The sequence below is a fragment of the Amycolatopsis sp. NPDC033938 genome, from assembly GCF_055575975.1.
Window position 1 is genome coordinate 1 of the sequence record NZ_JBVIRO010000034.1, and the last position, 23,248, is coordinate 23,248.

The 23,248-nt window shown below is 68.8% G+C and carries 21 protein-coding genes; 20 read left to right on the forward strand and 1 reads right to left on the reverse strand.

Going from position 1 to position 23,248, the window contains the following annotated elements:
* Window positions 1-236: 236 nt before the first annotated feature.
* From ACZ5ZX_RS40760 to ACZ5ZX_RS40825, 14 genes are all read left to right on the forward strand, one after another.
* Window positions 237-1,139: a helix-turn-helix domain-containing protein gene (locus ACZ5ZX_RS40760; RefSeq protein WP_465507359.1), complete on the forward strand. Its 903-nt coding sequence runs from the start codon at window positions 237-239 to the stop codon at window positions 1,137-1,139.
* Window positions 1,140-1,277: 138 nt separating this feature from the next.
* Window positions 1,278-2,255: a DUF1702 family protein gene (locus tag ACZ5ZX_RS40765; RefSeq protein WP_465507360.1), complete on the forward strand. Its 978-nt coding sequence runs from the start codon at window positions 1,278-1,280 to the stop codon at window positions 2,253-2,255.
* The gene (locus ACZ5ZX_RS40770; protein ID WP_465507361.1) at window positions 2,252-4,219 is read left to right on the forward strand and encodes a CRTAC1 family protein; all 1,968 of its coding nucleotides are present in this window, start codon (window positions 2,252-2,254) and stop codon (window positions 4,217-4,219) included. The genes ACZ5ZX_RS40765 and ACZ5ZX_RS40770 overlap by 4 nt, the downstream gene beginning before the upstream one ends.
* Window positions 4,220-4,224: 5 nt before the next feature.
* Window positions 4,225-5,211 (forward strand): enediyne biosynthesis protein, encoded by a 987-nt coding sequence (locus tag ACZ5ZX_RS40775; protein WP_465507362.1) that lies wholly within the window; start codon window positions 4,225-4,227, stop codon window positions 5,209-5,211.
* Window positions 5,208-6,551, forward strand: a complete 1,344-nt coding sequence (locus tag ACZ5ZX_RS40780) for a cytochrome P450 (RefSeq protein WP_465507363.1) — start codon at window positions 5,208-5,210, stop codon at window positions 6,549-6,551. The genes ACZ5ZX_RS40775 and ACZ5ZX_RS40780 overlap by 4 nt, the downstream gene beginning before the upstream one ends.
* 5 nt (window positions 6,552-6,556) lie before the next feature.
* The gene (locus tag ACZ5ZX_RS40785) at window positions 6,557-7,114 is read left to right on the forward strand and encodes a DUF5987 family protein (RefSeq protein ID WP_465507364.1); all 558 of its coding nucleotides are present in this window, start codon (window positions 6,557-6,559) and stop codon (window positions 7,112-7,114) included.
* Entirely contained in the window at window positions 7,111-8,763 is a 1,653-nt protein-coding gene (locus ACZ5ZX_RS40790) for a GMC family oxidoreductase N-terminal domain-containing protein (RefSeq protein ID WP_465507365.1), read from the forward strand. The genes ACZ5ZX_RS40785 and ACZ5ZX_RS40790 overlap by 4 nt, the downstream gene beginning before the upstream one ends.
* A gap of 2 nt (window positions 8,764-8,765) precedes the next feature.
* Window positions 8,766-9,722, forward strand: coding sequence for a carboxymuconolactone decarboxylase family protein (locus ACZ5ZX_RS40795; RefSeq protein WP_465507366.1), 957 nt, complete (start codon window positions 8,766-8,768; stop codon window positions 9,720-9,722).
* 175 nt (window positions 9,723-9,897) lie between these two features.
* Window positions 9,898-15,729, forward strand: coding sequence for a type I polyketide synthase (locus tag ACZ5ZX_RS40800; RefSeq protein WP_465507367.1), 5,832 nt, complete (start codon window positions 9,898-9,900; stop codon window positions 15,727-15,729).
* Window position 15,730: 1 nt separating this feature from the next.
* The gene (locus ACZ5ZX_RS40805; protein ID WP_465464476.1) at window positions 15,731-16,171 is read left to right on the forward strand and encodes an acyl-CoA thioesterase; all 441 of its coding nucleotides are present in this window, start codon (window positions 15,731-15,733) and stop codon (window positions 16,169-16,171) included.
* Between the two features lie 49 nt (window positions 16,172-16,220).
* Complete coding sequence (locus tag ACZ5ZX_RS40810; protein ID WP_465507368.1) at window positions 16,221-16,763, forward strand: flavin reductase family protein; 543 nt, start codon at window positions 16,221-16,223, stop codon at window positions 16,761-16,763.
* A gap of 15 nt (window positions 16,764-16,778) precedes the next feature.
* Complete coding sequence (locus ACZ5ZX_RS40815; protein WP_465507369.1) at window positions 16,779-16,964, forward strand: DUF6222 family protein; 186 nt, start codon at window positions 16,779-16,781, stop codon at window positions 16,962-16,964.
* Window positions 16,961-18,664, forward strand: a complete 1,704-nt coding sequence (locus tag ACZ5ZX_RS40820; RefSeq protein ID WP_465507370.1) for an acyl-CoA carboxylase subunit beta — start codon at window positions 16,961-16,963, stop codon at window positions 18,662-18,664. Before ACZ5ZX_RS40815 ends, ACZ5ZX_RS40820 begins: the two co-directional genes overlap by 4 nt.
* 11 nt (window positions 18,665-18,675) lie before the next feature.
* On the forward strand, window positions 18,676-18,888 hold the full coding sequence (locus tag ACZ5ZX_RS40825) for an acyl-CoA carboxylase subunit epsilon (RefSeq protein WP_465507371.1): 213 nt from the start codon (window positions 18,676-18,678) through the stop codon (window positions 18,886-18,888).
* A gap of 79 nt (window positions 18,889-18,967) precedes the next feature.
* Here ACZ5ZX_RS40825 and ACZ5ZX_RS40830 read toward each other — a convergent pair whose 3' ends face one another.
* Entirely contained in the window at window positions 18,968-19,159 is a 192-nt protein-coding gene (locus ACZ5ZX_RS40830; protein ID WP_465507372.1) for a hypothetical protein, read from the reverse strand.
* Between the two features lie 291 nt (window positions 19,160-19,450).
* On the opposite strand from ACZ5ZX_RS40830, the gene ACZ5ZX_RS40835 reads away from it, so the two are divergent.
* From ACZ5ZX_RS40835 to ACZ5ZX_RS40860, 6 genes are all read left to right on the forward strand, one after another.
* Window positions 19,451-19,600 (forward strand): hypothetical protein, encoded by a 150-nt coding sequence (locus ACZ5ZX_RS40835; RefSeq protein ID WP_465507373.1) that lies wholly within the window; start codon window positions 19,451-19,453, stop codon window positions 19,598-19,600.
* Between the two features lie 113 nt (window positions 19,601-19,713).
* Window positions 19,714-20,022 carry a DUF6235 family protein gene (locus ACZ5ZX_RS40840; RefSeq protein ID WP_465507374.1) on the forward strand — a complete coding sequence of 103 codons (309 nt, stop codon included), beginning with the start codon at window positions 19,714-19,716 and terminating at the stop codon, window positions 20,020-20,022.
* A 259-nt stretch (window positions 20,023-20,281) separates the two neighbouring features.
* On the forward strand, window positions 20,282-20,767 hold the full coding sequence (locus ACZ5ZX_RS40845; RefSeq protein ID WP_037305508.1) for a DUF6423 family protein: 486 nt from the start codon (window positions 20,282-20,284) through the stop codon (window positions 20,765-20,767).
* Between the two features lie 8 nt (window positions 20,768-20,775).
* Complete coding sequence (locus ACZ5ZX_RS40850; protein ID WP_465507375.1) at window positions 20,776-22,095, forward strand: FAD-dependent oxidoreductase; 1,320 nt, start codon at window positions 20,776-20,778, stop codon at window positions 22,093-22,095.
* Window positions 22,088-22,561 (forward strand): DUF6187 family protein, encoded by a 474-nt coding sequence (locus ACZ5ZX_RS40855; RefSeq protein WP_465507376.1) that lies wholly within the window; start codon window positions 22,088-22,090, stop codon window positions 22,559-22,561. Before ACZ5ZX_RS40850 ends, ACZ5ZX_RS40855 begins: the two co-directional genes overlap by 8 nt.
* A complete protein-coding gene (locus tag ACZ5ZX_RS40860) occupies window positions 22,533-23,078 on the forward strand; it encodes a carboxymuconolactone decarboxylase family protein (protein WP_465507377.1) in 546 nt (181 codons plus the stop codon). The genes ACZ5ZX_RS40855 and ACZ5ZX_RS40860 overlap by 29 nt, the downstream gene beginning before the upstream one ends.
* Window positions 23,079-23,248 lie beyond the last annotated feature (170 nt).

The following is a 23,248-nucleotide window of genomic DNA, read 5'->3' on the forward strand; positions in this document are numbered from 1 at the left end:
CACCACCATGACCCGCAAACTCACCCGCCACGACCCCACTAACACCAACCAATGGCGCGACGACTAACAGGTTTAGGAACAGGCTCTAACCCGAAATGCCACTCACGACCCGATCGCGCAGGCGAGGATAATGCCTGGGTAGACCACACCTCCATCGCGTGTCGAGTGCTCCGAAACCTCCGCCGCGTTTGCTGGAGAGCAGAGGAAAAGCGACAGCGAATCCGAGGTTGGTCTTGATGCAGCTACGAACAGTCGCCACGGCGGCGAACGAGAAAGGCGTCATCGAACCCGGTCGGCTCCCCGAGCCGGCGTCACCCCTGCAACCGGCGGTGCTGCAGGCCATCTCGTCGATGCACGCGAGGTACTTCGACCCGATCACCCTGGGCGACCTGGCATCGGAAGTCTTCGTCAGCCCGTTCCACTTCTCGCGGATCTTCACCAAGGCGACCGGTGTGACCCCCGGCCGGTATCTCACCGCGATCCGCCTCTTCGAAGCGAAACGGCTGCTGCTGACGACATCACTGACGGTGTCGGACATCGTGTGCAGTGTCGGCTACAGCAGTGTCGGCACGTTCACCAGCCGCTTCACCCGTGCGGTCGGGATGACCCCGACCCAGTACCGCGATCCCGAGGTCGGCGAACTGCTCGTGGCGCTGGCACCGCATTTCCAGCGGCTGCCGTCGCTGGAAGCGTTGCACAGCGCCGGAATGGGCTGTGCCTCGATGCGCGCCGGCACCGGCACGATCAGCGTGCGGGTCGAAACCCCGCGCGGGGCAGGCCCGGCGTGTGTCCTCATCGGACTGTTCGCCGAGTCGATCCCGCAGTGCGGGCCGGTCGCGTTCGGCGGCAGGGCGAACGTCCTTTCGGCGGACATCGAGATCCAGAACGTCCCCGAGGGCCGGTGGACCGTGATCGCGGTCGCCGAGCACGCGGCGGGCACCGCGGCGTCGTCGTTCTCGGTGGGCACACTGCCCGGCCGCGTCGACATCACCCGCTACGGCCGGGTCCACCTGCGGATGCCGATGCGCACCCCGCAGCCGACCGACGCGCCGATGGCGATCACCCTCGCCGGTGGCCCGACCTCCACCGGTAATCGGATGACCATGCCTGCCACGGACTACCTCCGCGCGGTGGCCTGAGGGCTATTCCCCGGTTCTCCCGGTCACGCAAACCGGGAGAACCGCGGGCGCAACCGTGGAGTAGCTGGGGCGTCGCCGCGCATGTGAGCCTTTAACCAGACCGCAGAATTCGAATCCACCCGTTAGGGGGAGAGTGCGTTGGGCAATGGTTGGCGCACGTTAAGACGTCGCATGATCACACCGGACGTCTCCGAGACGTCGCTGGAAAAGCGGGGTTTCCACAAGAAGAGCCCAGCCGCTCAAGAACTGCTGGAGACCGTCGGGGAAAAATTCCTCCTCGGCTACGCGCATGCCGTGGAAGCGCGTTCCGTCGAACAGGCCGAAGAATGGCTTGAGCGTATTCCGGTCAAATACCGCGGCTTCGCTTACGAGGGCGCGGGAATGGGCTACGGAATGCTCGACGGCCTGCCAGGGGGCGGCCGCGGGCATATCGCGGACTTCCTCGACGGCCCCGGCGAGAAGCACGACTACATCATCTACGTCGGTGTCGGCTGGGCGATGGCGCGGCTCCCGCGGTTCCGCTGGCCGTCGGCCGAGGACTTCGATCCGTTGCTGCGCTGGCTGGTGCTCGACGGATATGGCTTCCACCAGGCCTACTTCAAGACCGCGAAATACATCGACGGTCAGTTCCAGGACCCGGACTTCGACTGGCCCGCCGGCAACAACGGCTATTCGTTGCGGGCGATCGACCAGGGCATCGGCCGGGCGCTGTGGTTCGTCTGCGGCACCGACGTCGATCTGGTCGCCGACACGATCGCGCGGTTCCCCAAGCGGCGCCACGGAGATCTCTACGCCGGAGTCGGGCTCGCCTCGACCTACGCGTGCGGTGTCACCGGCGACGAACTGCTGAAACTCGCCGAGTTCGCGGGTGAGTATCGCGGAAACCTCGCCCAGGGCAGCGCTTTCGCCGCCGAAGCCCGCGTCCGTGCCGGGCTGCTGATCCCCGAGACCGAGGTCGCCACCCAGGCGATCTGCGGGCTGCCGGCCGAGCGCGCCGCGGCCATCACCCAGGAAGTTCGCCCCGCTGTGGTCGTCGACGGTGAACTCCCGCATTTCGAAACCTGGCGGCAGCGCATCGCCGCCGAGGTTCTGACTTCTGGAGGTGCAGGGAAATGACCGCGACCTTGGGCTGGCTCCGCAAGCAGCTTGCGGGCATCGTGGCGCTGTTGCTGATGGCGGGACTGTTCGTGGTGGCACAGCTGCCGACGGTCTCGACCGCCGAGGCGGACACCATGGCCTCGAAGTACGCGTTCGAACCCCTGACGATCGCCCTGCCGGAGGCGGCGAAGAGCCAGTCGATCCGGACGGTGAACAAGGAATACGAGCACATCCGCGCCTGGATCTCCTCGGTCGGCGCCGCGGTCGCGGTCAACGACCTCGACGGCGACAAGCTCGCCAACGACCTGTGCTTCGTGGACCCGCGCAGCGACCAGGTGGTCGTCACCCCGACACCGGGCAAGGGCGGCGACCGGTACGCGCCGTTCGCGCTCGACGCCGCGCCGCTGCCGATGGGCAAGTACATCGCGCCCATGGGCTGCGTGCCGGGTGACTTCAACGAGGACGGCCGGGTCGACCTGCTGGCCTACTACTGGGGCCGCACGCCGATCGTGTTCCTCGCGAACCCCGCCGCGACCACACTCGCGGCGAAGTCCTACGTACCGGTGGAACTGGTGCCGGGCAACAACGTCAAGAACGGTGAGTACTCCGGCCCACTGTGGAACACCAACGCCGCGACCGTGGGCGACTTCGACGGCGACGGCCACCAGGACATCTTCATCGGCAACTACTTCCCCGACAGCGCGGTGCTGGACGATCGGGTCGACGGCGGGGTCGAGATGAACAAGTCGATGTCGCACGCCGACAACGCGGGTGGCAAGTACATCTTCCGCTTCACCGGCGCCTCCACCCAGACAGGCAAGCCTTCGGTCACCTTCCAGTGCGACGACCAGGCCATCCCGGCCGACGCCCGCGGCGGCTGGTCGCTGGCTGCCAGCGCCACCGACGTCGACGGCGACAACCTGCCGGAGCTCTACATCGGCAACGACTTCGGCCACGACCGCCTGCTGTACAACAAGTCCACGGCGGGAAAGACCTCCTTCGCCGAGGTGAAGGGTATCCGCGGCGCCACCGAGCCGAAGTCCAAAGTGGTCGGTAACGACTCCTTCAAGGGCATGGGCGTCGACTTCGCCGATCTGAACCACGACGGCCTCTACGACATGTACGTCAGCAACATCACGACGTCGTGGGGCATCGAGGAAAGCCACTTCCAGTTCATGAACACCGCCAAGGACACCGCGGATCTGCGTGGCCGTCTGCAGGGTGGCGAGGCGCCGTGGGTGGACCGCAGCGCACAGGCGGGCACCGCGTGGTCCGGCTGGGGCTGGGACGTCAAGATCGCCGACTACAACAACAGCGGTGAATCGGTGATCACCCAGGCGACCGGTTTCGTCAAGGGCGACGTCAACCGCTGGCCGCAGCTGCAGGAACTGGCGACCTCCAACGACGAACTGCTGAAGCACCCGTACTTCTGGCCGAACATGCGCGCCGGTGACGACGTCGGTGGCGACCACACCCTGCACTTCTGGGCCAAGAGCGCCGACGGCCGCTACACCGACCTGGCCCCGCGCCTCGGTCTCGCGGTCCCGGTGCCCACCCGCGGTATCGCCACCGGTGACGCCGACGGTGACGGCAAGCTCGACTTCGCCGTGGCCCGCCAGTGGGAGCAGCCGATCTTCTACCACAACGTCAGCCCCGACTCGGGTTCGTACCTGAACCTGAAGCTGTTCCAGGACAAGGCTCCGGCCGACGGTCCGCTCAAGGCCGCGGGTACCGCGGCGATCGGCGCCGAGGTCACCGTCATCACCCCCGACGGCAAGAAGTACATGGACCGCGTCGACGGCGGCAGCGGCCACTCCGGCAAGCGCAGCCACGAGGTCCAGATCGGACTCGGCAAGGTCACCGGGCCGGTGAAGGTCTGCCTGCAGTGGCGCGACCTGACCGGGCAGATCCGAACGCAGGAGATCCAGCTGGCCCCGGGCAGCCACACGCTCCAGCTCGGCACCCAGGCGAAGGAGAAGTAACCGTCATGGCAGAGCAGACACTCGCCGCACCGAAGAGCAACAAGACGATCACGGCCCTTCGCCGGTTCGCGATCTCGATCTCGATCTTCAACATCATCGGCTACACCGTGCTCGGTTTCGAGCAGCCGTGGACCTACCCGTTCATCGCGCTGGCGACCGCGTACACCACGGAAATCCTGCTGGAGATCATCGGCGCCAGGGCACAGGGGCGGCCGGTTCGCTTCCGCGGCAACGGGTTCAAGGGCCTGGTGGAGTTCCTCTTCCCGGCACACATCACCGGTCTCGCGCTGAACATGCTGACCTACGTCAACGACCAGGTGCTGGTGATGATGTTCGGCGTGGTGGTCGCCGTCGGCGCCAAGTGGGTGCTGCAGGCGCCGGTGCGCGGCAGGTTCCGGCACTACATGAACCCGTCGAACTTCGGCATCACGATCATCCTGCTGGTGTTCCCCTGGGCGAGCATCGCGCCGCCGTACCACTTCACCGAAAAGGTCGACTCGTGGGTCGGCTGGCTGATCGTCGGCATCATCATCGTGTCGGGCACCGTGCTCAACGCGATGCTGACCCAGCGGATGTGGCTGATCGGCGCGTGGCTCCTCACCTTCGCGCTCCAGGCGATCGTCCGTGGTCTGGTGTTCGACACCGCGATCCCCGGCGCGCTCGGGATGATGACCGGGGTGGCGTTCGTGCTCTACACGAACTACATGGTCACCGACCCGGGGACGACGCCGTCGAAGCCCGCGTCGCAGGTCCTGTTCGGTTCGGGGGTGGCGCTTGCCTACGGGTTCTTCATGGTGGTCCACGTGGCGTACGGGCTGTTCCTCGCCACCGCACTGGTCTGCCTGATCCGCGGCGCCTTCCTGTGGGGCCTGCACTTCTCCAAGAAGGCCACCGAGAAGTGGGAGGCCGAGCAGGCGAAGTCGGCCGAAATCACGACCCTGCCCAAGCCGGCCGAGAAGCCGGAAACGGAAACCGGGGCCGTGGCGGCATGACCCGGCAGGTGAGTACGCCGAGGGCGGCCCCGCCTGGGCCGCCGCGCCGAGCGACCTTCGGGCTGCTGAAGAAGCTGTTCACCGACCGGCTGGCGCTCATGTCGGATTCGGCCCAGGCGCACGGGGACGTCGTCCGGATCGCGATCGGTCCCAAGACGATGTACCTGGTGAACCACCCCGAGCTGGCGAAACACGTGCTCGCCGACAACGCGGCCAACTACCACAAGGGAATCGGCCTCCAGGAGGCGAGGCGGGCGCTCGGCGACGGGCTGCTCACCAGCGACGGCGAGACCTGGAAGAAGCAGCGCCGCACGATCCAGCCGGTGTTCCAGCCGAAACGGATCGCGCGGCAGGCCTCCGTCGTCGCGAACGAGGTCGAAGGACTCGTGAAACGACTGCGGGACACGACCGGGCCGGTGGAGATCCTGCACGAGATGACCGGGCTGACCCTCGGTGTGCTCGGCAAGACGTTGCTCGACGCGGATCTCGGCGGGTTCACCTCGCTGGGGCACTCCTTCGAGGCCGTGCAGGACCAGGCGATGTTCGAAGCGGTGACGCTGAGCATGGTCCCGCAGTGGGCTCCGCTGAAGAAACAACTGCGGTTCCGGGAGTCGCGCGACGACCTGCGCCGGATCGCCGAGGAACTCGTCGAGCAACGGTTCGCGAACCCGGTCGAGAACGGTGAGGACGTCCTGTCCCGCCTCATCGACTCGGCCGGGACGCGCGAGCAGATGCGGGACGAGCTGATCACCCTGCTGCTGGCCGGGCACGAGACGACGGCGAGCACGCTCGGCTGGGCGTTCCATCTGCTCGACGAACATCCCGAAGTCGCGGAGAAACTCCGTGCCGAGGCGGACGCGGTACTCGGTGACCAGCTGCCGACCCACGAGGATCTGCACCGGTTGCCGTACACGGCGCGCGTCGTCGAAGAGGTCATGCGGCTGTACCCGCCGGTGTGGCTGCTGCCGAGGGTGGCGCAGGCCGACGACGAGATCGGCGGCTACCACATCCCGGCCGGATCCGACGTCGTCGTCGTGCCCTACACGCTGCACCGGCATCCGGATTTCTGGCCGGAGCCGGAGAAGTTCGATCCGGACCGGTTCGATCCGGACCGGCCGAGCGGGCGGCCCCGGTACGCCTACATCCCGTTCGGCGCCGGGCCGCGGTTCTGCATCGGCAACAGCCTCGGCGTGATGGAGGCCGTTTTCGTGCTGACGATGGTCCTGCGTGACCTCGAGCTCAGGAAACTCCCGGGCTACGACGTGGTTCCCGAGGCGATGCTGTCGCTCCGGGTGCGCGGCGGGCTGCCGATGACCGTGCACACCAGGAACAGGAGGTAGGTTCCGTGGAAGCGGACGAACAGGCCAAGGTGTCCACTTTGGAGGCCTACGCGGACACGATCTTGCCGGGGGAGAAGCGGTTTCCCGGCGACCACGCGATCGCCGGCGCCGCGCCGGGGCCGGGTGCGGTCGTGGCAGGCGCGCTCGAACTGCTGCACACCGAGGCGACCGGGGTGACCGTCGGATTGCCGTATCTCGCGCAGTCCCTCAACGAGCACGCGAAGGTCTACGCCAAGGAACACGACCTCACGCTCGCCGAGGAGCTGCCCCCGTTCGTCGCACTGTCCTTCTCGGACAGGACGGCGCTCGTGCGGTCGCTGACCGCGCCGGGGCATCCGGAGAAGGACGGCTGGGTCAGCCTCGCCTTGTTCTGCAACATGTCCTTCGACAGCGCGGCGCACAAGCACACCGCCGAGGCCATCGCCGAGGGCCACCCCGGTCTGCTGGCGATGGGGTACACCGCGCCGGATGCGGACGGCCTGTGGCGGTTCCCGAAGTTCTCGTATCGCCGCGAACTGGCGAAACTCCACCCTGACACCACGCCTTCCGGGAGCCCCGCATGACTGCCTACGACAAGACCGACGTCGTCATCGTCGGCAGCGGGTTCGGTGGTTCGATCCCCGCGTACCATCTGGCCGCGGGCGGGGCGAAGGTCACCGTGCTGGAACGCGGACCGTGGCTGGAGACCAAGGACTTCGAGCACGACTACCTGCTCGGTTCGTCCTACACCCGGGCGTTCGACTTCGTCGTCGGCGACGGGATGAGCGTGCTGGGCGGCAACTGCGTCGGCGGTGGCAGTGTCGTGTACTTCGCCGCGATGCCGCGGGCGCCGAAGTTCGTCTTCGAACGGCACGGCAGCATCGGCCGCCGCATGTGGCCTTCGGCGATCACGCGGGATTCGCTGGAGCCCTGGTACGACCGGGTTTCGGAATCGCTGCCGGTGTCCAAACAGGACTGGAACGACGTGTCCTACGCCGGTGGGCTGTGGGCGGCGTTCTGCGATCACTCCGGGCGTACCGCGAATCCCGCGCCGGTCGCGGTGGACAACGACCGCTGCGTCAACTGCAACTTCATGATGGCCGGCTGCCGCTTCGACGCGAAGCGCTCATTGCTGACCAACTACCTTCCCGCCGCGCTCGCGCACGGCGCGCAGATCCGGCCGCTGCACGAGGTCCAGCGGATCGAGCGGATCGACGACGGCGACTACCGCGTGCATTTCAACATCGTCGACGACGAGGATTACCGCGTGCACTCCGGCGGCGGGACGATCGACGCGAAGATCGTCATCATCGCCGCCGGCGCAGGTGCGACGCCGGTGATCCTGCAGCGTTCGGAGTCCGCGCTGGGCACCATGCCGCACGCGGTCGGCCGGTACTTCTCGGGCAACGGTGAGCGGCTCAACACCGCGATCATCGACGAGGAGCGCGTCCGCGAGGTGCTCGGACTGTCCCGCGAGGACGGAAAGGTCTACGAGGCCAACCACATCGGCAAGGGCCCGACCGTGGCGAACTGGGACAAACTCGACGGTTCGCTGCCGGAGTACGAGCGGTACTCGCTGGAACAGCTGTACTTCCCGCCGGGCCTGGGGACGATCCTCGCGCAGGTGCCAGGCGGTGACGAGCCACGCTGGTTCGGGGCGCAGAAGAAGGAGATCCTCAAGAAGTGGGCCTCCTGGCTCACCATCTTCCTGATGACCGAGGACGACAACGAGGGTGTCTTCGGCGCTCCGCCGCCCACCGGCAACGCCTACCGCATCTCGCAGCAGATGCTGGGCCGAGGGCCGCTGAAGTACGACCCGACACCGAACACCCTGCACGGCTGGTCGCTGGCCGACGCGGAATGCAAGGAGATCCTGGAGAAGGACGGCCTGGCGAAGGTCTCGCCGTGGACCAACGACGTCGTCGGCGCGTACACCGTGCACCCGCTGGCCTCGTGCCGGATCGGTGACGACCCGAAGACCTCGGCGTTGCACCCGAACCACGAACTCCGCGACCATCCCGGGATCTTCGTGACCGACAGCGCTTCCGTGCCGGGCGCGCTGACGGTGAACCCGGCGATGACGATCGCGGCGCTCGCCGAGCGTTCGGTGCCGGGAATCGTGCGGGCGCTGCAGGCGCGCGGGGTCGACGTCTCCTACGGCGCTCCGGCGCCGGACGGTTCGATCACCGGGCGCCGAGCGGTCGGCAAGCTGTCGCTGGTGGCCGGAAGCTGATCATGGCCCCCAAACCGGTGAAGCTGGCTTTACGACGGGCCTTGCGCGAAGTCCGGTACGTCCGGCCGGTCTCCTACGGCCGGGCGACCGGACTCGTCCGTGACGTCTATCGACAGATCGAGCGGGACTTCGGCATGCTGGCCCCGCCGGTGGCGCTGCACTCGCCGTCACCACCGGTTCTCGCCGCGAGCTGGCTGCTGCTGCGGGAATCGCTGGTGGCGGCGGGGGCGACGAGCCGGGCGGACCGGGAGGTCGTCGCCACCCTGGTGTCGCAGGCGAATTCGTGCCCCTTTTGCGTCGAGGTGCACGGCATGGCGCTGGATTCGCTCGGCCACTCTTCGGTGGCTTCGGCGATCGCCGCCGGTCGTCCCGTGGCGGATCCACGCGCTTCGGCGACGTTGTCGGAGGCGGCCCGGTCGGAGCTGACCGCGGTCGAGTTCGCGTTCCACTACCTGAACCGGGTGGTGAGCGTGTTCCTCGGGCCGTCGCCGTTGCCTTCGTCCGTGCCGGATTCCGCACGGGCGAAGGCGAAGGCGGTGCTCGGCCGGTTCCTGAAACCTGTCGAAGACGCCCCGCCCGGTGACTCGCTGGAGTTCCTGCCTCCGGGTTCCCGGGATTTCGGCTGGGCCGAAGGGAATCCGGTCGTCGAGGATGCCTTCTCCCGTGCTGAAGCCGCGTTTTCGGCGCTGGCGATCTCTTCTGCCGTGCGGGATGTCGTGTCCCGCGAACTGTCCACTTGGGACGGCTCGCCACCCGGATTGAGCCGTTCCTGGGTGGACGTCGTCGACGAGCCGTCCGCCCGCTTGGCCTTGGTCGTCGCGAAAGCGCCGTATCAGGTCGACGACGCACTGGTCGCCGCGGCGGGCTTGGGCGATCGAGAGCTGATCGAGCTGGTGGCGTGGGCGAGTTTCGTTGCGGCGCAACGATGTGTGGCCACGTCCGCGCATTCAGAGGACTAAATGCGGATTCGTCGGTCCGCCTTCAACAACCTGAGAGAAGACTCGCCGCCCGGCCGCGGTTCATGCTTGACCGGACTGCAGATGCGGACGGCGGCAGTGCTTCTGGGGACAGCGGCCCGGCGCCGAGGCCGGATTCCATGACTTGAGTGGTTGAGAGCTAGGGGAGTGCGGTGGCATGAGCGTTGAGCGGATTTCGATTGTCGGTATCGGTCTCCGATACCCGGACGCCGGTTCCCCGGAAGAACTGTGGGAGAACGTCCTCGCCGGCCGTCGGGCGTTCCGGAAACTGCCCGACGAGCGGATGAACCTTGAGGACTACTACTCGCCCGACCCGAAGGCGCCGGACCGCTTCTACGCCAAGAAGGCCGCGGTCCTGCGTGACTACGAGTTCGACCGGATCAAGTACAAGGTCGCGGGCAGCACGTTCCGGTCGACCGACACCACGCACTGGCTGGCCCTCGACGTCGCCGCGCAGGCTTTGGCGGACGCGGGTTTCCCCGAGGGCGAGGGACTGCCGAGGTCCGCGACCGGCGTGGTGATCGGCAACAGCCTCACCGGTGAGTTCTCGCGTGCCAACATCATGCGGCTGCGCTGGCCGTATGTGCGCCGCACGGTCGCGGCGGCACTCGCCGAACGCGGCTGGGCCGACGGCGACACCGCCGAGTTCCTCCACGACCTCGAGGCGCAGTACAAGGCGCCGTTCCCGGAGATCGATGAGGACACCCTCGCCGGTGGGCTGGCCAACACGATCGCCGGCCGGGTCTGCAACTTCTTCGACTTCGGCGGCGGCGGGTTCACCGTGGACGGCGCCTGCTCCTCGTCGCTGCTTTCCGTGGTCACCGCGGCGAACGCGCTGTCGGAGGGCGACCTGGACGTCGCCATCGCCGGTGGTGTCGACCTGTCGATCGACCCGTTCGAGGTGATCGGTTTCGCCAAGACCGGCGCGCTCGCCAAACGCGAGATGAAGGTCTACGACGCCGATTCCAACGGCTTCTGGCCCGGTGAGGGTTCCGGCATGCTCGTGCTGATGCGCGAGGACGACGCCATCGCGCAGGGCAAGCGGATCTACGCCTCCATCGGTGGCTGGGGTGTCTCTTCCGACGGCAAGGGCGGCATCACCCGGCCCGAGGCGTCGGGGCACCGGCTGGCACTGAAGCGGGCTTACGAAAGGGCCGGGTACGGCGTCGAGACCGTCTCGTACTTCGAAGGCCACGGCACCGGGACCGCGCTGGGCGACGCCACCGAGATCGAGGCGCTCTCCACCGCCCGCCGCGACGCCGACCCGCTCGCCGACCGTGCCGCGCTGAGCACGATCAAGGGCAACATCGGGCACACCAAGGCCGCGGCCGGGGTCGCCGGGCTGATCAAGGCCACCCTGGCGGTCTACCACCAGGTCATCCCGCCCGCCACCGGCCACTTCGAACCGCACGAGTCGCTGACCGGCGACTCCGCGCGGATGTACGTCCCGGCCGAGGCCGGGTTGTGGCCCTCGGACCACCCGGTCCGCGCGGGGGTTTCCGCGATGGGCTTCGGCGGCATCAACTCCCACGTCACCGTCACCGAGGCGCCGGGCGCGGCACGGCGCAAGGAACTCGACGAGAAGACCCGGTCGCTCGTCGCGGGACGGCAGGACAGCGAGCTGCTGCTGCTGGACGCCGACGACGCCGCCTCGCTGCGGGGCCGGGTCAGCGGGCTGCTGGAGGTCGTGCCGAAGCTGTCGTTCGCGGAACTGTCCGACCTCGCCGGCACGCTTTCCGCGGAACTGTCCGGAAAACCGGTGCGGGCGGCGATCGTCGCCACCGCTCCGGAGGACGCCGAGCGCAAGCTGGCCAAACTGCTCGACCTCCTCGGTGAAGGCGAACCCGAGGTGTTCTCCGCCAGTGAAGGGATCTTCGCCGGTTCGCGCACCAAGAGCCCGAAGATCGGTTTCCTGTTCCCGGGTCAGGGTTCCGGGAAGGGCACGGTCGGCGCGGTGCGCAAGCGGTTCGCCCACGCCGACGACATCTACCGCGCCGCGGGGCTCTCGACCGGCGCCGACCAGGTCGCCACCGACGTCGCTCAGCCGCGTATCGTCACCGGTTCGCTCGCCGGGCTCCGCGTACTGAAGAGCCTCGGCATCGAGGCGCAAACGGCCGCCGGCCACAGCCTCGGCGAGCTGACCGCGCTGCACTGGGGTGGCGCGCTCACCGAACGCGAAGTCCTGAAGCTGGCCAAGATCCGCGGCAAGGTGATGGCGACCGCCAGCGACGGAAACGGTGCCATGGCGGGGATCGCCGCCACCCCGGGGGTCGCCGAGCGGCTCGCCGAGGGCGAAGAGGTCGTCATCGCCGGGTACAACGCGCCCGAGCAGACCGTCCTTTCCGGACCGGCGGAGGCGATCGACCGGGTCGTCGCCCGTGCCAGGGCGGAGGGTTTCACCGCCACCCGCATCAACGTCTCGCACGCCTTCCACTCACCCGCGGTCGTCCCGGCCGCCGAAGCGATGACCGAGGAACTCGCCGCGTTCGAGTTCGCGCGGCTCGACCGGCCGGTGGTGTCGACGGTGACCGGCGACGTCCTGCACGCCGCCGAGGATCTCCGCGATCTGCTGCGCGACCAGGTGGTCTTGCCGGTCCGCTTCCGCGAGGCGGCCGCGAAGGTCGCCGAGCGCAGCGACCTGGTGATCGAGGTCGGCCCCGGCCGGGTGCTCACCGGCCTCTTCGGCGAGATCGCGCCAGGCACCCCGGTGCTCGCGGTCGACACCGACAGCCCGACGCTGGCCGCGGTGCTGAAGGTCGCCGGTGCGGCGTTCGCTTTCGGCGCCCCGCTGGAGACCTCGGCGCTGTTCGACGGCCGGGTCGTGCGGGCCTTGCCGGTGGACGGCGAGTTCTCCTTCCTCGCCAGCCCCTGCGAGGCCGCGCCGTCCATCGGCGCGGAACTGGCCCGCGACCGCGTCGCCGAACCGGCCGAAGCGGCTTCGGAGGGGGAGACCTCGGAGAACGGCGGAAGCAGCACGCTCGACCTGCTGCGCAAACTCGCCTCCGAACGGGTCGAACTGCCGCTCGAAGCGGTCACCGCCGACACGCATCCGCTCGACGACCTGCACCTCTCGTCGATCACCGTCGGCCAGCTGGTCAACGACGTGACCCGCGCGCTCGGCCGCCCGGCACTGGAGGGCATGCCGAACTTCGCGACCGTCTGTCTCGGTGAACTCGCCGAGATGATCGACGAACTCGCGCAGACCGCCAAACCCGCCGACGGCAACCAGGCCGAGGTGGCCGGTGTCGGACCGTGGGTCCGGCCGTTCGCGGTCGAGTACGTCGTCGCGCCGAAGCCGTCACCCGACCTCACACCGGGCACCGCCGGCCTTTCCCGAGCGGAGTGGACGGTCTTCGCCCCGGACGGGCACTCGCTGGCGGAGCCGCTGCGCGCGGCCCTCGCCACCGCCGGTGTCGGCGACGGTGTCCTCCTCTGCCTGAACGAGGACAGCGACGCGAGCGATGTCGGGCTGTTCCTGGACGCGGGCCGAGCCGTGCTGGCCGCGCCCAACGGCACCCGGTTCGTCGTGGTGCAGCACGGCCTCGGCGCTTCCGGCATGGCGAAGACGCTGCGGCTGGAAGACCCGTCGGCCCGCACCACGATCGTCGATCTCGCCGACGTCGGCCCGGTCGATCCCGAAGCCGTCGCCGCCGCGGTGTCCACTGTGGTCACCGAGGTCGCGGCGACGAACGACTTCAGCGAGGTCCGCTACGACTCCGCCGGGGTCCGCACGGTGCCGAAGCTCGGCGCGCTGAAACCGTCCGAGGCCGAAGGGACGCCGCTGGGCACCGACGACGTCCTGCTCGTCACCGGTGGCGGCAAGGGCATCACCGCGGAGAGCGCTTTGGCGCTGGCCAAGGACTCCGGCGCGAAACTGGCGCTGCTGGGCCGGAGCGATCCGGCCGACGACGCCGAACTGTCGGAGAACCTCGGCCGGATGGCGGCGGCGGGGATCACCTACCGCTACGAACGCGCCGACGTCACGGCCGCGCAGCAGGTGGCGGACGCGATCGGCCGGATCCAGGCCGAATTCGGCCCGGTCACCGCGGTCCTGCACGGCGCGGGCCGCAACGAGCCCGCCGCGCTGTTCTCCCTGACCGAGGAGAGCTTCCGCAAGACGCTGGCACCGAAGATCGGCGGTCTCAACGCCGTCCTCGACGCCGTCGACAAGGACAAGATCAAGCTGCTGGTCACCTTCGGCAGCATCATCGGACGGGCGGGCCTGCGCGGTGAGGCGCATTACGCCACGGCCAACGACTGGATGACCGAACTGACCGTGCGCTTCGGCCGCGAACACCCCCAGGCGCGGGCGATCGCCCTCGAATGGTCGGTCTGGTCCGGCACCGGGATGGGCGAAAAGCTCGGTGTGGTCAGCGCTTTGATGCGCGACGGCATCACCCCCATCCCGACCGAGGAGGGCATCGAGATCCTCCGCCAGGTCGTCGGCGATCCGGCCGCCCCGTCGGTACTGGTCGTCTGCGGCCGTACCGCGGGGCTGGCCACCCTGCCGGTGGAGAAGCGCGAACTGCCGCTGAACCGCTTCGTGGACCGCGCCGTCGTCCACTACCCGGGTGTCGAGCTGATCACCGAAGCCGACCTTTCCGCGGGCAGCGACCCGTATCTGGCCGACCATCTGCTCGACGGTCAGCTGCTGTTCCCGGCGGTGATCGGGATGGAGGCGATGACGCAGGTCGCCAAGGCCACCCTCGCGGTGGAAAGCCTGACGGCGCCGGTGTTCTCCGACGTCGAGTTCCTGCGGCCGATCATCGTCTCGCCGGGCGGCTCGACCACGATCCGGCTCGCCGCGCTGGCCAGGGACGCCGAAACGGTGGACGTGGTGCTGCGCAGCGGGGAGACCGGGTTCAGCGCCGACCACTTCCGCGCCCGGCTGCGGTTCAGCCGTCCGGATCCGCTCGGTGAGACGGTGGTCCGCGAAGTCGCGCTGCCGCCGGTCCCGGTCGACCCGACGACCGAGCTGTACGGCACGGTCCTCTTCCAGGGCAAGCGATTCCAGCGGGTCACCGGGTACCGGCGGGCGAGCGCGCGGCACGCGGTCGCGGAGATCGCGACCGGCGCCGAGGTCGACTGGTTCGCGCCGTTCCTCCCGCAGGAACAGCTCCTGGCCGATCCGGGCACCCGCGACGCGATGATGCACGCGATCCAGTGCTGCGTCCCGGACGCGACGCTGCTGCCGCAAGGCATCGAGCGGCTCTACCTCGCCGAGCCCGGCGAGCAGCATCCGGAGTACGTGCTCCTCGACGCCCGCGAGCGGTCGCAGGACGGCGACAGCTACGTCTACGACCTCGACGTCCGCAACCCCGACGGGAAGCTCGTCGAGCGATGGGAGGGGCTGAAACTGCGCGCGGTCCGCAAGCGCGACGGTGCGGGGCCGTGGGTCCCGTCGATGCTCGGGTCCTATTTGGAGCGTTCCGCCGAACGGCTGCTCGGTTCGTCCCGCGCGATCGTCGTCGAACCGGATCCGGTGGGCGGCGCCGTCGAGACCACCACGCAGCGGCGGGCACAGACCGCACTGGCCGCCGGCCGCGCCGTCGACGCCCCGCTCGAGATCCGCTACCGCCCGGACGGGAAACCGGAGGCCGACGGGGTCGAGGTGAGCGCGTCGCACAGCGCCGAGCTCACCCTGGCGATCGCCGGTAGCGGCCGGATCGCGTGCGACGTCGAAACGGCGATCGAGCGGACCTCGGAGGACTGGGCCGGCCTGCTCGGCGAGGAGCTGCTCTCGGTCGGCGAACTGCTCGCCGCCGACACCCGCGAGCCGCTCTCGGTGGCCTACACCCGGGTCTGGAGCGCGCTGGAATGCGTGCGCAAGACCGGCGACATGACACAGGCGCTGACCGTGCACCGGGTCGATCCGGACGGCTGGGCGGTGCTTTCCCACGGCACCGCGCGTATCGCCACCTGGGCGACGACCGTCAACGACCGGACCGCTCCCGTCGTCTTCGCGGTGCTTCAGGGAGAGGAAGACTGACATGGCCGACTACTACGAGATCCTGCACACGGTCGGATTCGAAGAGACCAACCTGGTTGGCAACGTCTACTACGTGAACTACGTGCGCTGGCAGGGCCGCTGCCGCGAAATGTTCCTGAAGGACAAGGCGCCCGCGGTGCTCGAAGAGGTCCGCCACGACCTCAAACTGTTCACCCTCAAGGTCGATTGCGAGTTCTACGCGGAGATCACCGCGTTCGACGAGCTGTCCATCAGGCTGCGCCTGGAGGAGCTGACCCAGACGCAGATCCAGTTCACCTTCGACTACGTCCACCTCACCGGCGAGGGGGAGCGGCTGGTGGCGCGCGGGCGGCAGCGGATCGCGTGCATGCGCGGCCCGAACACGGCCACGGTGCCCAGCAGGGTGCCCGAGCAGCTGCGCGAGGCGCTGATCCCGTACACGGTCAACGGCAAGGGGGAGTGACGTGGGCACTGTGGAGCCTGCAACGGGAGCTCAGGAGCCCTCGCGGCCGGTGCTGAAACGCCTGCCGACGCCGGCCGCGCGGCGCCGGTTGTCCGCCCAGGCCGGGCTGCGGGAGGTGATGGGCCAGTTCGCCACCGGGGTCACCGTGCTGACCGCCGGGGGCGAACGGGCACACGGGATGACCGCCAACGCCGTCACCTCGGTGTCGCTGGAACCGCCGATGGTGCTGTGCTGCGTCTCCCGCGCGGCCCGGATGCACGACGCGATCGTGACGGCGGGCTCGTACGCCGTCACCGTGCTCGCGTCGGACCAGAAGGACCTCGCGAAGTACTTCGCCGACTGGCGCCGTCCGGCCGGGCTCGCGCAGTTCGATTCCGTCGACTGGACAGCAGGCCCGCAGACCGGTTCCCCGCTGCTCGACGGCGCGCTGGCGTGGCTGGAATGCGAACTCGCCGAGGTCTACGAGGGCGGTGATCACTCGATCTTCCTCGGCCGGGTGGTCGCCTCCAGCCGGGGCACCGCGCAGGACTCGCTGGTCTTCTACAGCGGTGGCTACCACCAGATCGACGGCCGCGTCCGCGCGTCGGCCTGAGAGAGAGGAAATGTCATGACCACCAACGAATCCGCCACCGCCCGGCCGGACGAGACACCGGCTTCGGTGCACTCGCTCGACCGGCCGCCGGTGGTGACCACGATGCCTCGGCTCGGACGGGGGGTGTGCTGGCGCGACATCGTGCGCGAGATCGAACTCGACGAGCTCGAGCGCGAGGCCCGGCTGAAGGAGGCGGCGTGACCCTGCAAGGCGATCCGGGCGCTCAGCGCACGGAGGATTCCGAGGTGGTGCCGCTGCCGGAGGACCGGCTGCGGCGCACCCGGATCCCGAGGGCGACCGACGGGCAGGTGATCCCGCTCGCCCGCGGCGCCGAACCGGTGCACCCACCGGAACCGACGATGCCGTTGCTGCGCGGCCGGCGCGACGAGCTGCGCGAGCATATCGTCGACGGGCGGCTCGACGGCGTCCGGCGGCAGCACTCGCTCGGCAAGCACACCGCGCGCGAACGGCTGGAACTGTTGCTGGACCCCGATTCCTTCACCGAGGTCGAGCTGTACCGGCGGCATCAGGCGAGTGGTCTCGGGCTGGCGGAGAACCGGCCGTACACCGACGGGGTCATCGTGGGCTCCGGGACCATCGACGGGCGGCGTGTGTTCGTCTACGCGCAGGACTTCACCGTCTTCGGCGGTTCGCTTGGCGAGGCGCACGCGGCGAAGATCCAGAAGGTGATCGATCTGGCCGTCTCCACCGGTTCCCCGCTGATCGGGCTCAACGACAGCGGGGGAGCGCGGATCCAGGAAGGCGTCATGGCGCTCGACGGCTACGGCGGCATCTTCCGCCGCCAGGTCGAGGCGTCCGGTGTCATCCCGCAGATCAGCGTGGTGCTGGGGCCGTGCGCGGGCGGGGCGGCGTATTCGCCCGCGCTCGCGGACTTCGTCTTCATGGTGCGGGACACCGCGCGGATGTACCTGACCGGACCGGACGTCGTCGAGACCGTGACCGGCGAACGGGTCAGCCACGACGAACTGGGTGGCGCGGACGTGCACGGCACCTCCTCCGGCGTCGCGACCGTGGTGCACGACGACGAGGAGGCCTGCCTCGCCGACGTCCGCTATCTGGTGTCGCTGCTGCCGTCGAACTACCTCGATCCGGCGCCACGGGAGCCGGCACAGGACGCGGGGAAGGACCGGCGCCCCCGGTTCGCCGAACTCGTCCCCGTCGAGCCGAACAAGCCCTACGACATGCGGGACGTGTTCACGGAACTGGCCGACGACGGCGAGTTCTTCGAACTGCACGAGCGGTGGGCGCGGAACGTGCTGTGCGCGCTCGCGCGGATCGACGGCCGCGTGGTCGGCCTGGTCGGCAACCAGCCCGTGGTGTTCGCCGGCGTGCTCGACGGACCGGCTTCGCAGAAGGCGGCGCGGTTCGTGCGGTTCTGCGACGCGTTCAGCATCCCGCTGGTGACGCTCGTGGACGTCCCCGGTTTCCTGCCCGGTGTCGAACAGGAGCACTCCGGGATCATCCGGCACGGCGCGCAGCTGCTGCACGCCTACTGCGAGGCGACCGTGCCGCGGATCCAGGTCATCCTGCGCAAGGCATACGGTGGCGCGTACATCGTGATGGACTCGCGGTCGATCGGGACCGACCTGTCGCTCGCCTGGCCGACCAACCAGATCGCCGTGATGGGCGCCGAGGGCGCGGTCAACGTGCTGTTCCGCAAGGATCTCGCCGCCGCCGCCGACCCGGCCGCGTTGCGCGCCCACCTGGTCGCCGACTACACCGAAGAGTTCATGAACCCGCAGTACGCCGCCGAGCGGGGGCTCGTCGACGACATCATCGACCCGGCGGACACCCGTTCCGCCGTCGCGAGAGCGCTGGAAATGCTGCAGGACAAGCGAAAGGCGGCGCCCCAGCGTAAGCACGGCAACCACCCGATGTGAACGGGGGAACCATGCCACCGTCCGAAAAGGACATTCCGGTGCCGGTGTTCCGGGTCCTGCGGGGGGATCCGGAAGACCGCGAACTGGCGGCACTCGTCGCCGTCTTCGGCGCGCTCGCCTCCGCGCCGCCGCCGCCCGCCGACCCGGTGCGGTCGGCGTGGTCGGCGGGAGCGTCGTGGTCCGCGCGGGGACGGGTGGATTGGCGCGCTTCGGTCTTGCGTTGAGGCGTCAGGTCCGTGAAGGCCTCCTTCCCTACTCTCAAGGTAGGGAAGGAGGCCTTCACGGACCTTTCCGGTTTACGGCTCACGCGGCGTCGGCGGTCGCGAGCCGGTGCGCCGCCTCGGATTCCCGCCGCGGCGGATAGGTGCTGTGGTGGAGGTGCACGGCGACGTAGAGGACCCCGTCCGCCATCACCGTCTCCAGGCCCGTTCGCTCCCCAGGCTCGAACGGGCCTCCGCAGGCCGCACAGGTCCGCTGCCGCTCCGCGGCGCTCACGACCGGTCCCTTTGTTCGGGGGTGCCGGTGTCGGGCCAAGACAGGCCAAGCAGCTCGACGTCCAGTTCGTCGTCGGCGTAGATCTCGTACGGGTCGAGGCGTTCGGTCATGGTGTGCTCCTTGGGTTCTCCGTGTACTACCAGGGCACTACCAGTACCCCCTCACCGGCGACTCGTTATTTGCTCATCGCGATCTCCAGCAGGCTTCGAGCGCGCCACGATCGCTCTCCGATCGGCGAGGTCCATCCTTGGTTGTCAAGTGAGCGGTTCATCGAAGGCCGGGAGGAACGTCATGACGGCACAGGTGCGAATTTGGGTCGTGACCGATGATCTCGACCCACGCGGGATCACCGGGACCGACGAGGCGGTGTTCGTCCCGGAGCCGAGGCCGTCCACCGAAAACGAGGCGACGGCCGACCACATCATCCTCGGTTACAACTAGCGGACATGAGCGGCGACCAGTACGCGCGGCACGAACAGAGAAGACCATCGGGTACCGCGGACGGGAGAATGAAGATCGTCCGCGACCCGGCGAGACCTCGAGGAGGCCTTCGGATGGCTATGCGCCTCCAGCTCACGTCGGGTTTGCAGGTGCTGGAAGAATGGGCGATCAACGCTCCGCAGGCCGATCGCAATGTTATCTACGAAGCCCTCTTCGCGGTAGCCGACGGATCCGCTTTTCTCATCTACGACATTTTCGGAGATGGCAGGGATCCGCATCAGTTCATCATTCTGGTGAAACACGACCTCGTCATCAGGATAGGGCTCAAGCGGGCCGATTCCTCGTTCGAGATCGTCTATATCGGTGCCTTGGAGCACGGCACACCCGCCGCGGCCTGGGCCGAGGACTCGGACGAGTCCTGACCTGGTACCGCTGAACGGACTAGTCCGGAACCTCGTTACCGGCAGCCTTTCGCACCAGTGCGTCATGCGTTCCTCATCTTGACATCATCCGTGTCACCGTGAAATTCTTCGGGTGTTTGCGGATGGGGGAATTCTGCCGACCGGTCGAACGGTGCAGCTGTAAAGAGTGCGGTCATCGAGGTATGGAGGCACGAAAATGTCGTCACCCGAATTCCCGGGACTGGACGTTTCCACGCGGGTACGCGCACGTGACATTCAAATGGCAGGCGTCGCCGATGTCCGCCGCCGGGTGCTGATGATCTCCGGCGCGATCGACACCACCGACCACGACGTCTCGGTCAGCGTCAACCTGCCGGAACCGGGCCGGTGGCAGGTGATCAAATCCGAGACCAATCTGACCGACAAGACCTGGGTCGCGATGCAGGTCGTCACCGACGAGGATTCGACGTTCGTCAACGACGCCGAGACCCTGGTGCTTTCCCGCCAGTTCTCGAAATCCTTCATGACGCCGGATCAGCGCCGGCTCACCTTCTACGACGGTGAAGTCCGCCCCGGCGAGGCCGTGCTGAAGGTCTACTCGCTGGACGCGGGCGGCCGGAAGCCGACCTACTCCTACTCGCGCTACAGCCCGATCGCGACCGACACCGCCGAGCAGTCCCAGCAGACACTGGAAGAACTGATCAGCAACGGGATGAAACAGCGTCCCGTGATCGAGCTGATCGTCCCGGTGACCGTGATCGGCTGAGCACGCCGGTGATCACCTTCGTCCCGGAGCCCCACCTGCTCGAATCACCGCGCGGGCGCGAGTGGCCTGCTCTCCCGGCCACCCGCGCCGCCGTCACCCCCGCCCCGCCGTCCGGTGCCGACGTCGTCATCGTCGGGGCGGGCCCGGCCGGGCTCGCGGTCGCTTCCGCGCTGTGGCACCACGGCGTGCGCGACCTCGTCGTCGTCGACCGCGACGGCCGCCCCTGCCGCCGGTTCTTCGACCGCGTCGACCTGCTCGGCCAGCGGGTGTTGCGGTCGCCGTACGAACACCATCCCGGCGTCGAGGGCTACCGCGACTGCGAGCTGCTGGACTTCGCCCGGCTGCACTGGTCGGTGCTGACCCCGGTGGAACGACGGGAGATCCGGATGGCGCAGGCCGGGCACCGCTCGGTCGTCCCCGTCGACGTCTTCGAGGCCTACTGCGCGCATCTCGCCACCGGCCATCACGTCACCGAACGGACCTGGCGCGGTTCGGTCCGCGAGGTTCTGCCGACGTCGGACGCGGTCACCGTGCGCGCCGACCGGTTCTCCGTCACCGCCCGGCAGGTGGTGCTGTGCCTCGGCGAGGAACGCCGGCCGGCGCCGGACACCTGGTGGGGCGGCGGCCATCCGCCACGCGGCGTGAGTTACTGGGACGAACCCCTTCCCGAAGGCGGAAAACGGCTCGCCGTCGTCGGCGCGGGTCTCACCGCCGCGCATCTGCTCTCCACCGGGCTCGCCCAGGGCCGCGAGGTGCACTGGGTGGTCCGCGAAGCAGGCGAGCGTTACCAATGCGCCGACGTCAATTCGTCGTTCTTCCGCCCCGAAGGACGCGCCCGCTTCGACAGCGTGAGCTGGTCCGACCGTCTCGAACTGATGGGCCGCTTCCGGCGGGCGTCGATCATGTTCGAGTTCCGGCCGATGCTCGAAGCCGCCGAAGCCGAGGGACGGCTGATCGTGCACCGTGGCAAGGCGATCACGAAGGTGCGGCCAGGGGTGCGCCTGCACCTCGAAGACGGCGAGACGGTCACCGTCGACCACGCCGTCCTGGCACTGGGCACGACGCCGTCGATCGGCGACGATTTGATGCCCGACGAGGCCGTTCTCGACCGCGGTGGCTGGCCGAGCCTCGACGAGCGCACTTTCGCCTACGTCGGCGCGCCCCGGGTCTTCGCCGTCGGCGCGGCCGCGGGGATGGCGCTCGGCCCGGCCGCCCGCAACATCGACGGCCACCGCGTCGCCACCGCCAGGGTCGCGGCCACCGTCGCCGAAAACCTGCGCACGGGCACCTCGCCGCGGGTCGCCACGAAGGACGTCGCCCGTGTCTGAACCCTACGACTCCCGGTTCACGCTGCCTTCGATCGACGACGCCCCGTCGACGGAGGCGGGGGTGATCCTGATGGGACTGGACGCCGAACGGCTGCTCGCCGGGGTCGGCCTCGCGCGGATCGCCGACGAGCCCGCCCTGGTCGCGCTCGCCGTGGACCAGGCCCGGCACGACGCGCTCAACCTGGACACCGACGCGCTGATCGAAGCGGGCGTCGTCCGCTGGCGCGCGGTCCGCCCGCTGATCGAGGCGGGGCCGGAGGTGACCACGGCCGGTTCGCTGCGCAAGGAATGGGAACAGACCACCGCCAGGGTCACCGCCACGGTGGCCGGGCTGGGCCCGGCGTCGGTCGCCTGCCTCACCGCCTGCTGGCTGCGCCGCGAAGACGTCGACAAGTTCGCCGAACACGGGCGGGCGCCGGAAAAGGGGAGTACGCGCGATGTCCTATCTCAAGTCTTTGCCGACTGACGCCACGCTGCTGCAGGTCTTCCAGAAGTTCCCCGCCCCGGCGTCGCGGCTGCTGGACTTCCACGAACTCGTCATGCGGGCGCCGTCGGCGTTCGGTGACGGCGAGCGGGAACTGATCGCGGCCTACGTCTCCGGCGTCAACGATTGCCAGTACTGCCACGGGGTCCACACCGTCACCGCCGAGGCTTTCGGTGTGCCGGAAGGGCTTCTGACCGCCGCGCTGGCCGATCTGGACTCCTCGCCCGTGGACGAGCGGATGAAGCCCGTGCTGGCCTACGTGGGCAAGCTGACGCGGACGCCGTCGAAGATGACCGACGCCGACGCCGAAGCGGTGTTCGCGGCGGGCTGGGACGAGGCCGCGCTGCACGACGCCGTCCTCGTGTGCGCGCTGTTCAACTTCATGAACAGGATGGTCGAGGGACTCGGGATCCGCGCCGACGCCGCCTACGCGAAGACTTCGGGCGTGCGGTTGAAGGACGGCGGATACGCGGGACTGGCGCGGCTGCTCGATTCCTGAACGCCGGGGTCCTGCCGGTCCAGCAAATGACTACGCCATTCGTGTGCGCCGGCCGTCCCGATGACCACAGCCGGTCATTATCGCCCGATGAGAGCAGGCGATCGCGATCCGTGACCGAAACCCGGCCCCATTGCTCCATTCGATAACCGCGCGCGCGGAAATGGAGTAGT

Bases quoted from the DNA above. Each gene is read 5' to 3' on its own strand.
- ACZ5ZX_RS40770 (WP_465507361.1), top strand. From the start codon at position 2,252: ATGACCGCGACCTTGGGCTGGCTCCGCAAGCAGCTTGCGGGCATCGTG.
- ACZ5ZX_RS40815 (WP_465507369.1), top strand. From the start codon at position 16,779: ATGACCACCAACGAATCCGCCACCGCCCGGCCGGACGAGACACCGGCT.
- ACZ5ZX_RS40840 (WP_465507374.1), top strand. From the start codon at position 19,714: ATGGCTATGCGCCTCCAGCTCACGTCGGGTTTGCAGGTGCTGGAAGAA.
- ACZ5ZX_RS40800 (WP_465507367.1), top strand. From the start codon at position 9,898: ATGAGCGTTGAGCGGATTTCGATTGTCGGTATCGGTCTCCGATACCCG.
- ACZ5ZX_RS40845 (WP_037305508.1), top strand. From the start codon at position 20,282: ATGGCAGGCGTCGCCGATGTCCGCCGCCGGGTGCTGATGATCTCCGGC.
- ACZ5ZX_RS40790 (WP_465507365.1), top strand. From the start codon at position 7,111: ATGACTGCCTACGACAAGACCGACGTCGTCATCGTCGGCAGCGGGTTC.
- ACZ5ZX_RS40760 (WP_465507359.1), top strand. From the start codon at position 237: ATGCAGCTACGAACAGTCGCCACGGCGGCGAACGAGAAAGGCGTCATC.
- ACZ5ZX_RS40860 (WP_465507377.1), top strand. From the start codon at position 22,533: ATGTCCTATCTCAAGTCTTTGCCGACTGACGCCACGCTGCTGCAGGTC.
- ACZ5ZX_RS40835 (WP_465507373.1), top strand. From the start codon at position 19,451: ATGACGGCACAGGTGCGAATTTGGGTCGTGACCGATGATCTCGACCCA.
- ACZ5ZX_RS40795 (WP_465507366.1), top strand. From the start codon at position 8,766: ATGGCCCCCAAACCGGTGAAGCTGGCTTTACGACGGGCCTTGCGCGAA.
- ACZ5ZX_RS40825 (WP_465507371.1), top strand. From the start codon at position 18,676: ATGCCACCGTCCGAAAAGGACATTCCGGTGCCGGTGTTCCGGGTCCTG.
- ACZ5ZX_RS40780 (WP_465507363.1), top strand. From the start codon at position 5,208: ATGACCCGGCAGGTGAGTACGCCGAGGGCGGCCCCGCCTGGGCCGCCG.
- ACZ5ZX_RS40805 (WP_465464476.1), top strand. From the start codon at position 15,731: ATGGCCGACTACTACGAGATCCTGCACACGGTCGGATTCGAAGAGACC.
- ACZ5ZX_RS40775 (WP_465507362.1), top strand. From the start codon at position 4,225: ATGGCAGAGCAGACACTCGCCGCACCGAAGAGCAACAAGACGATCACG.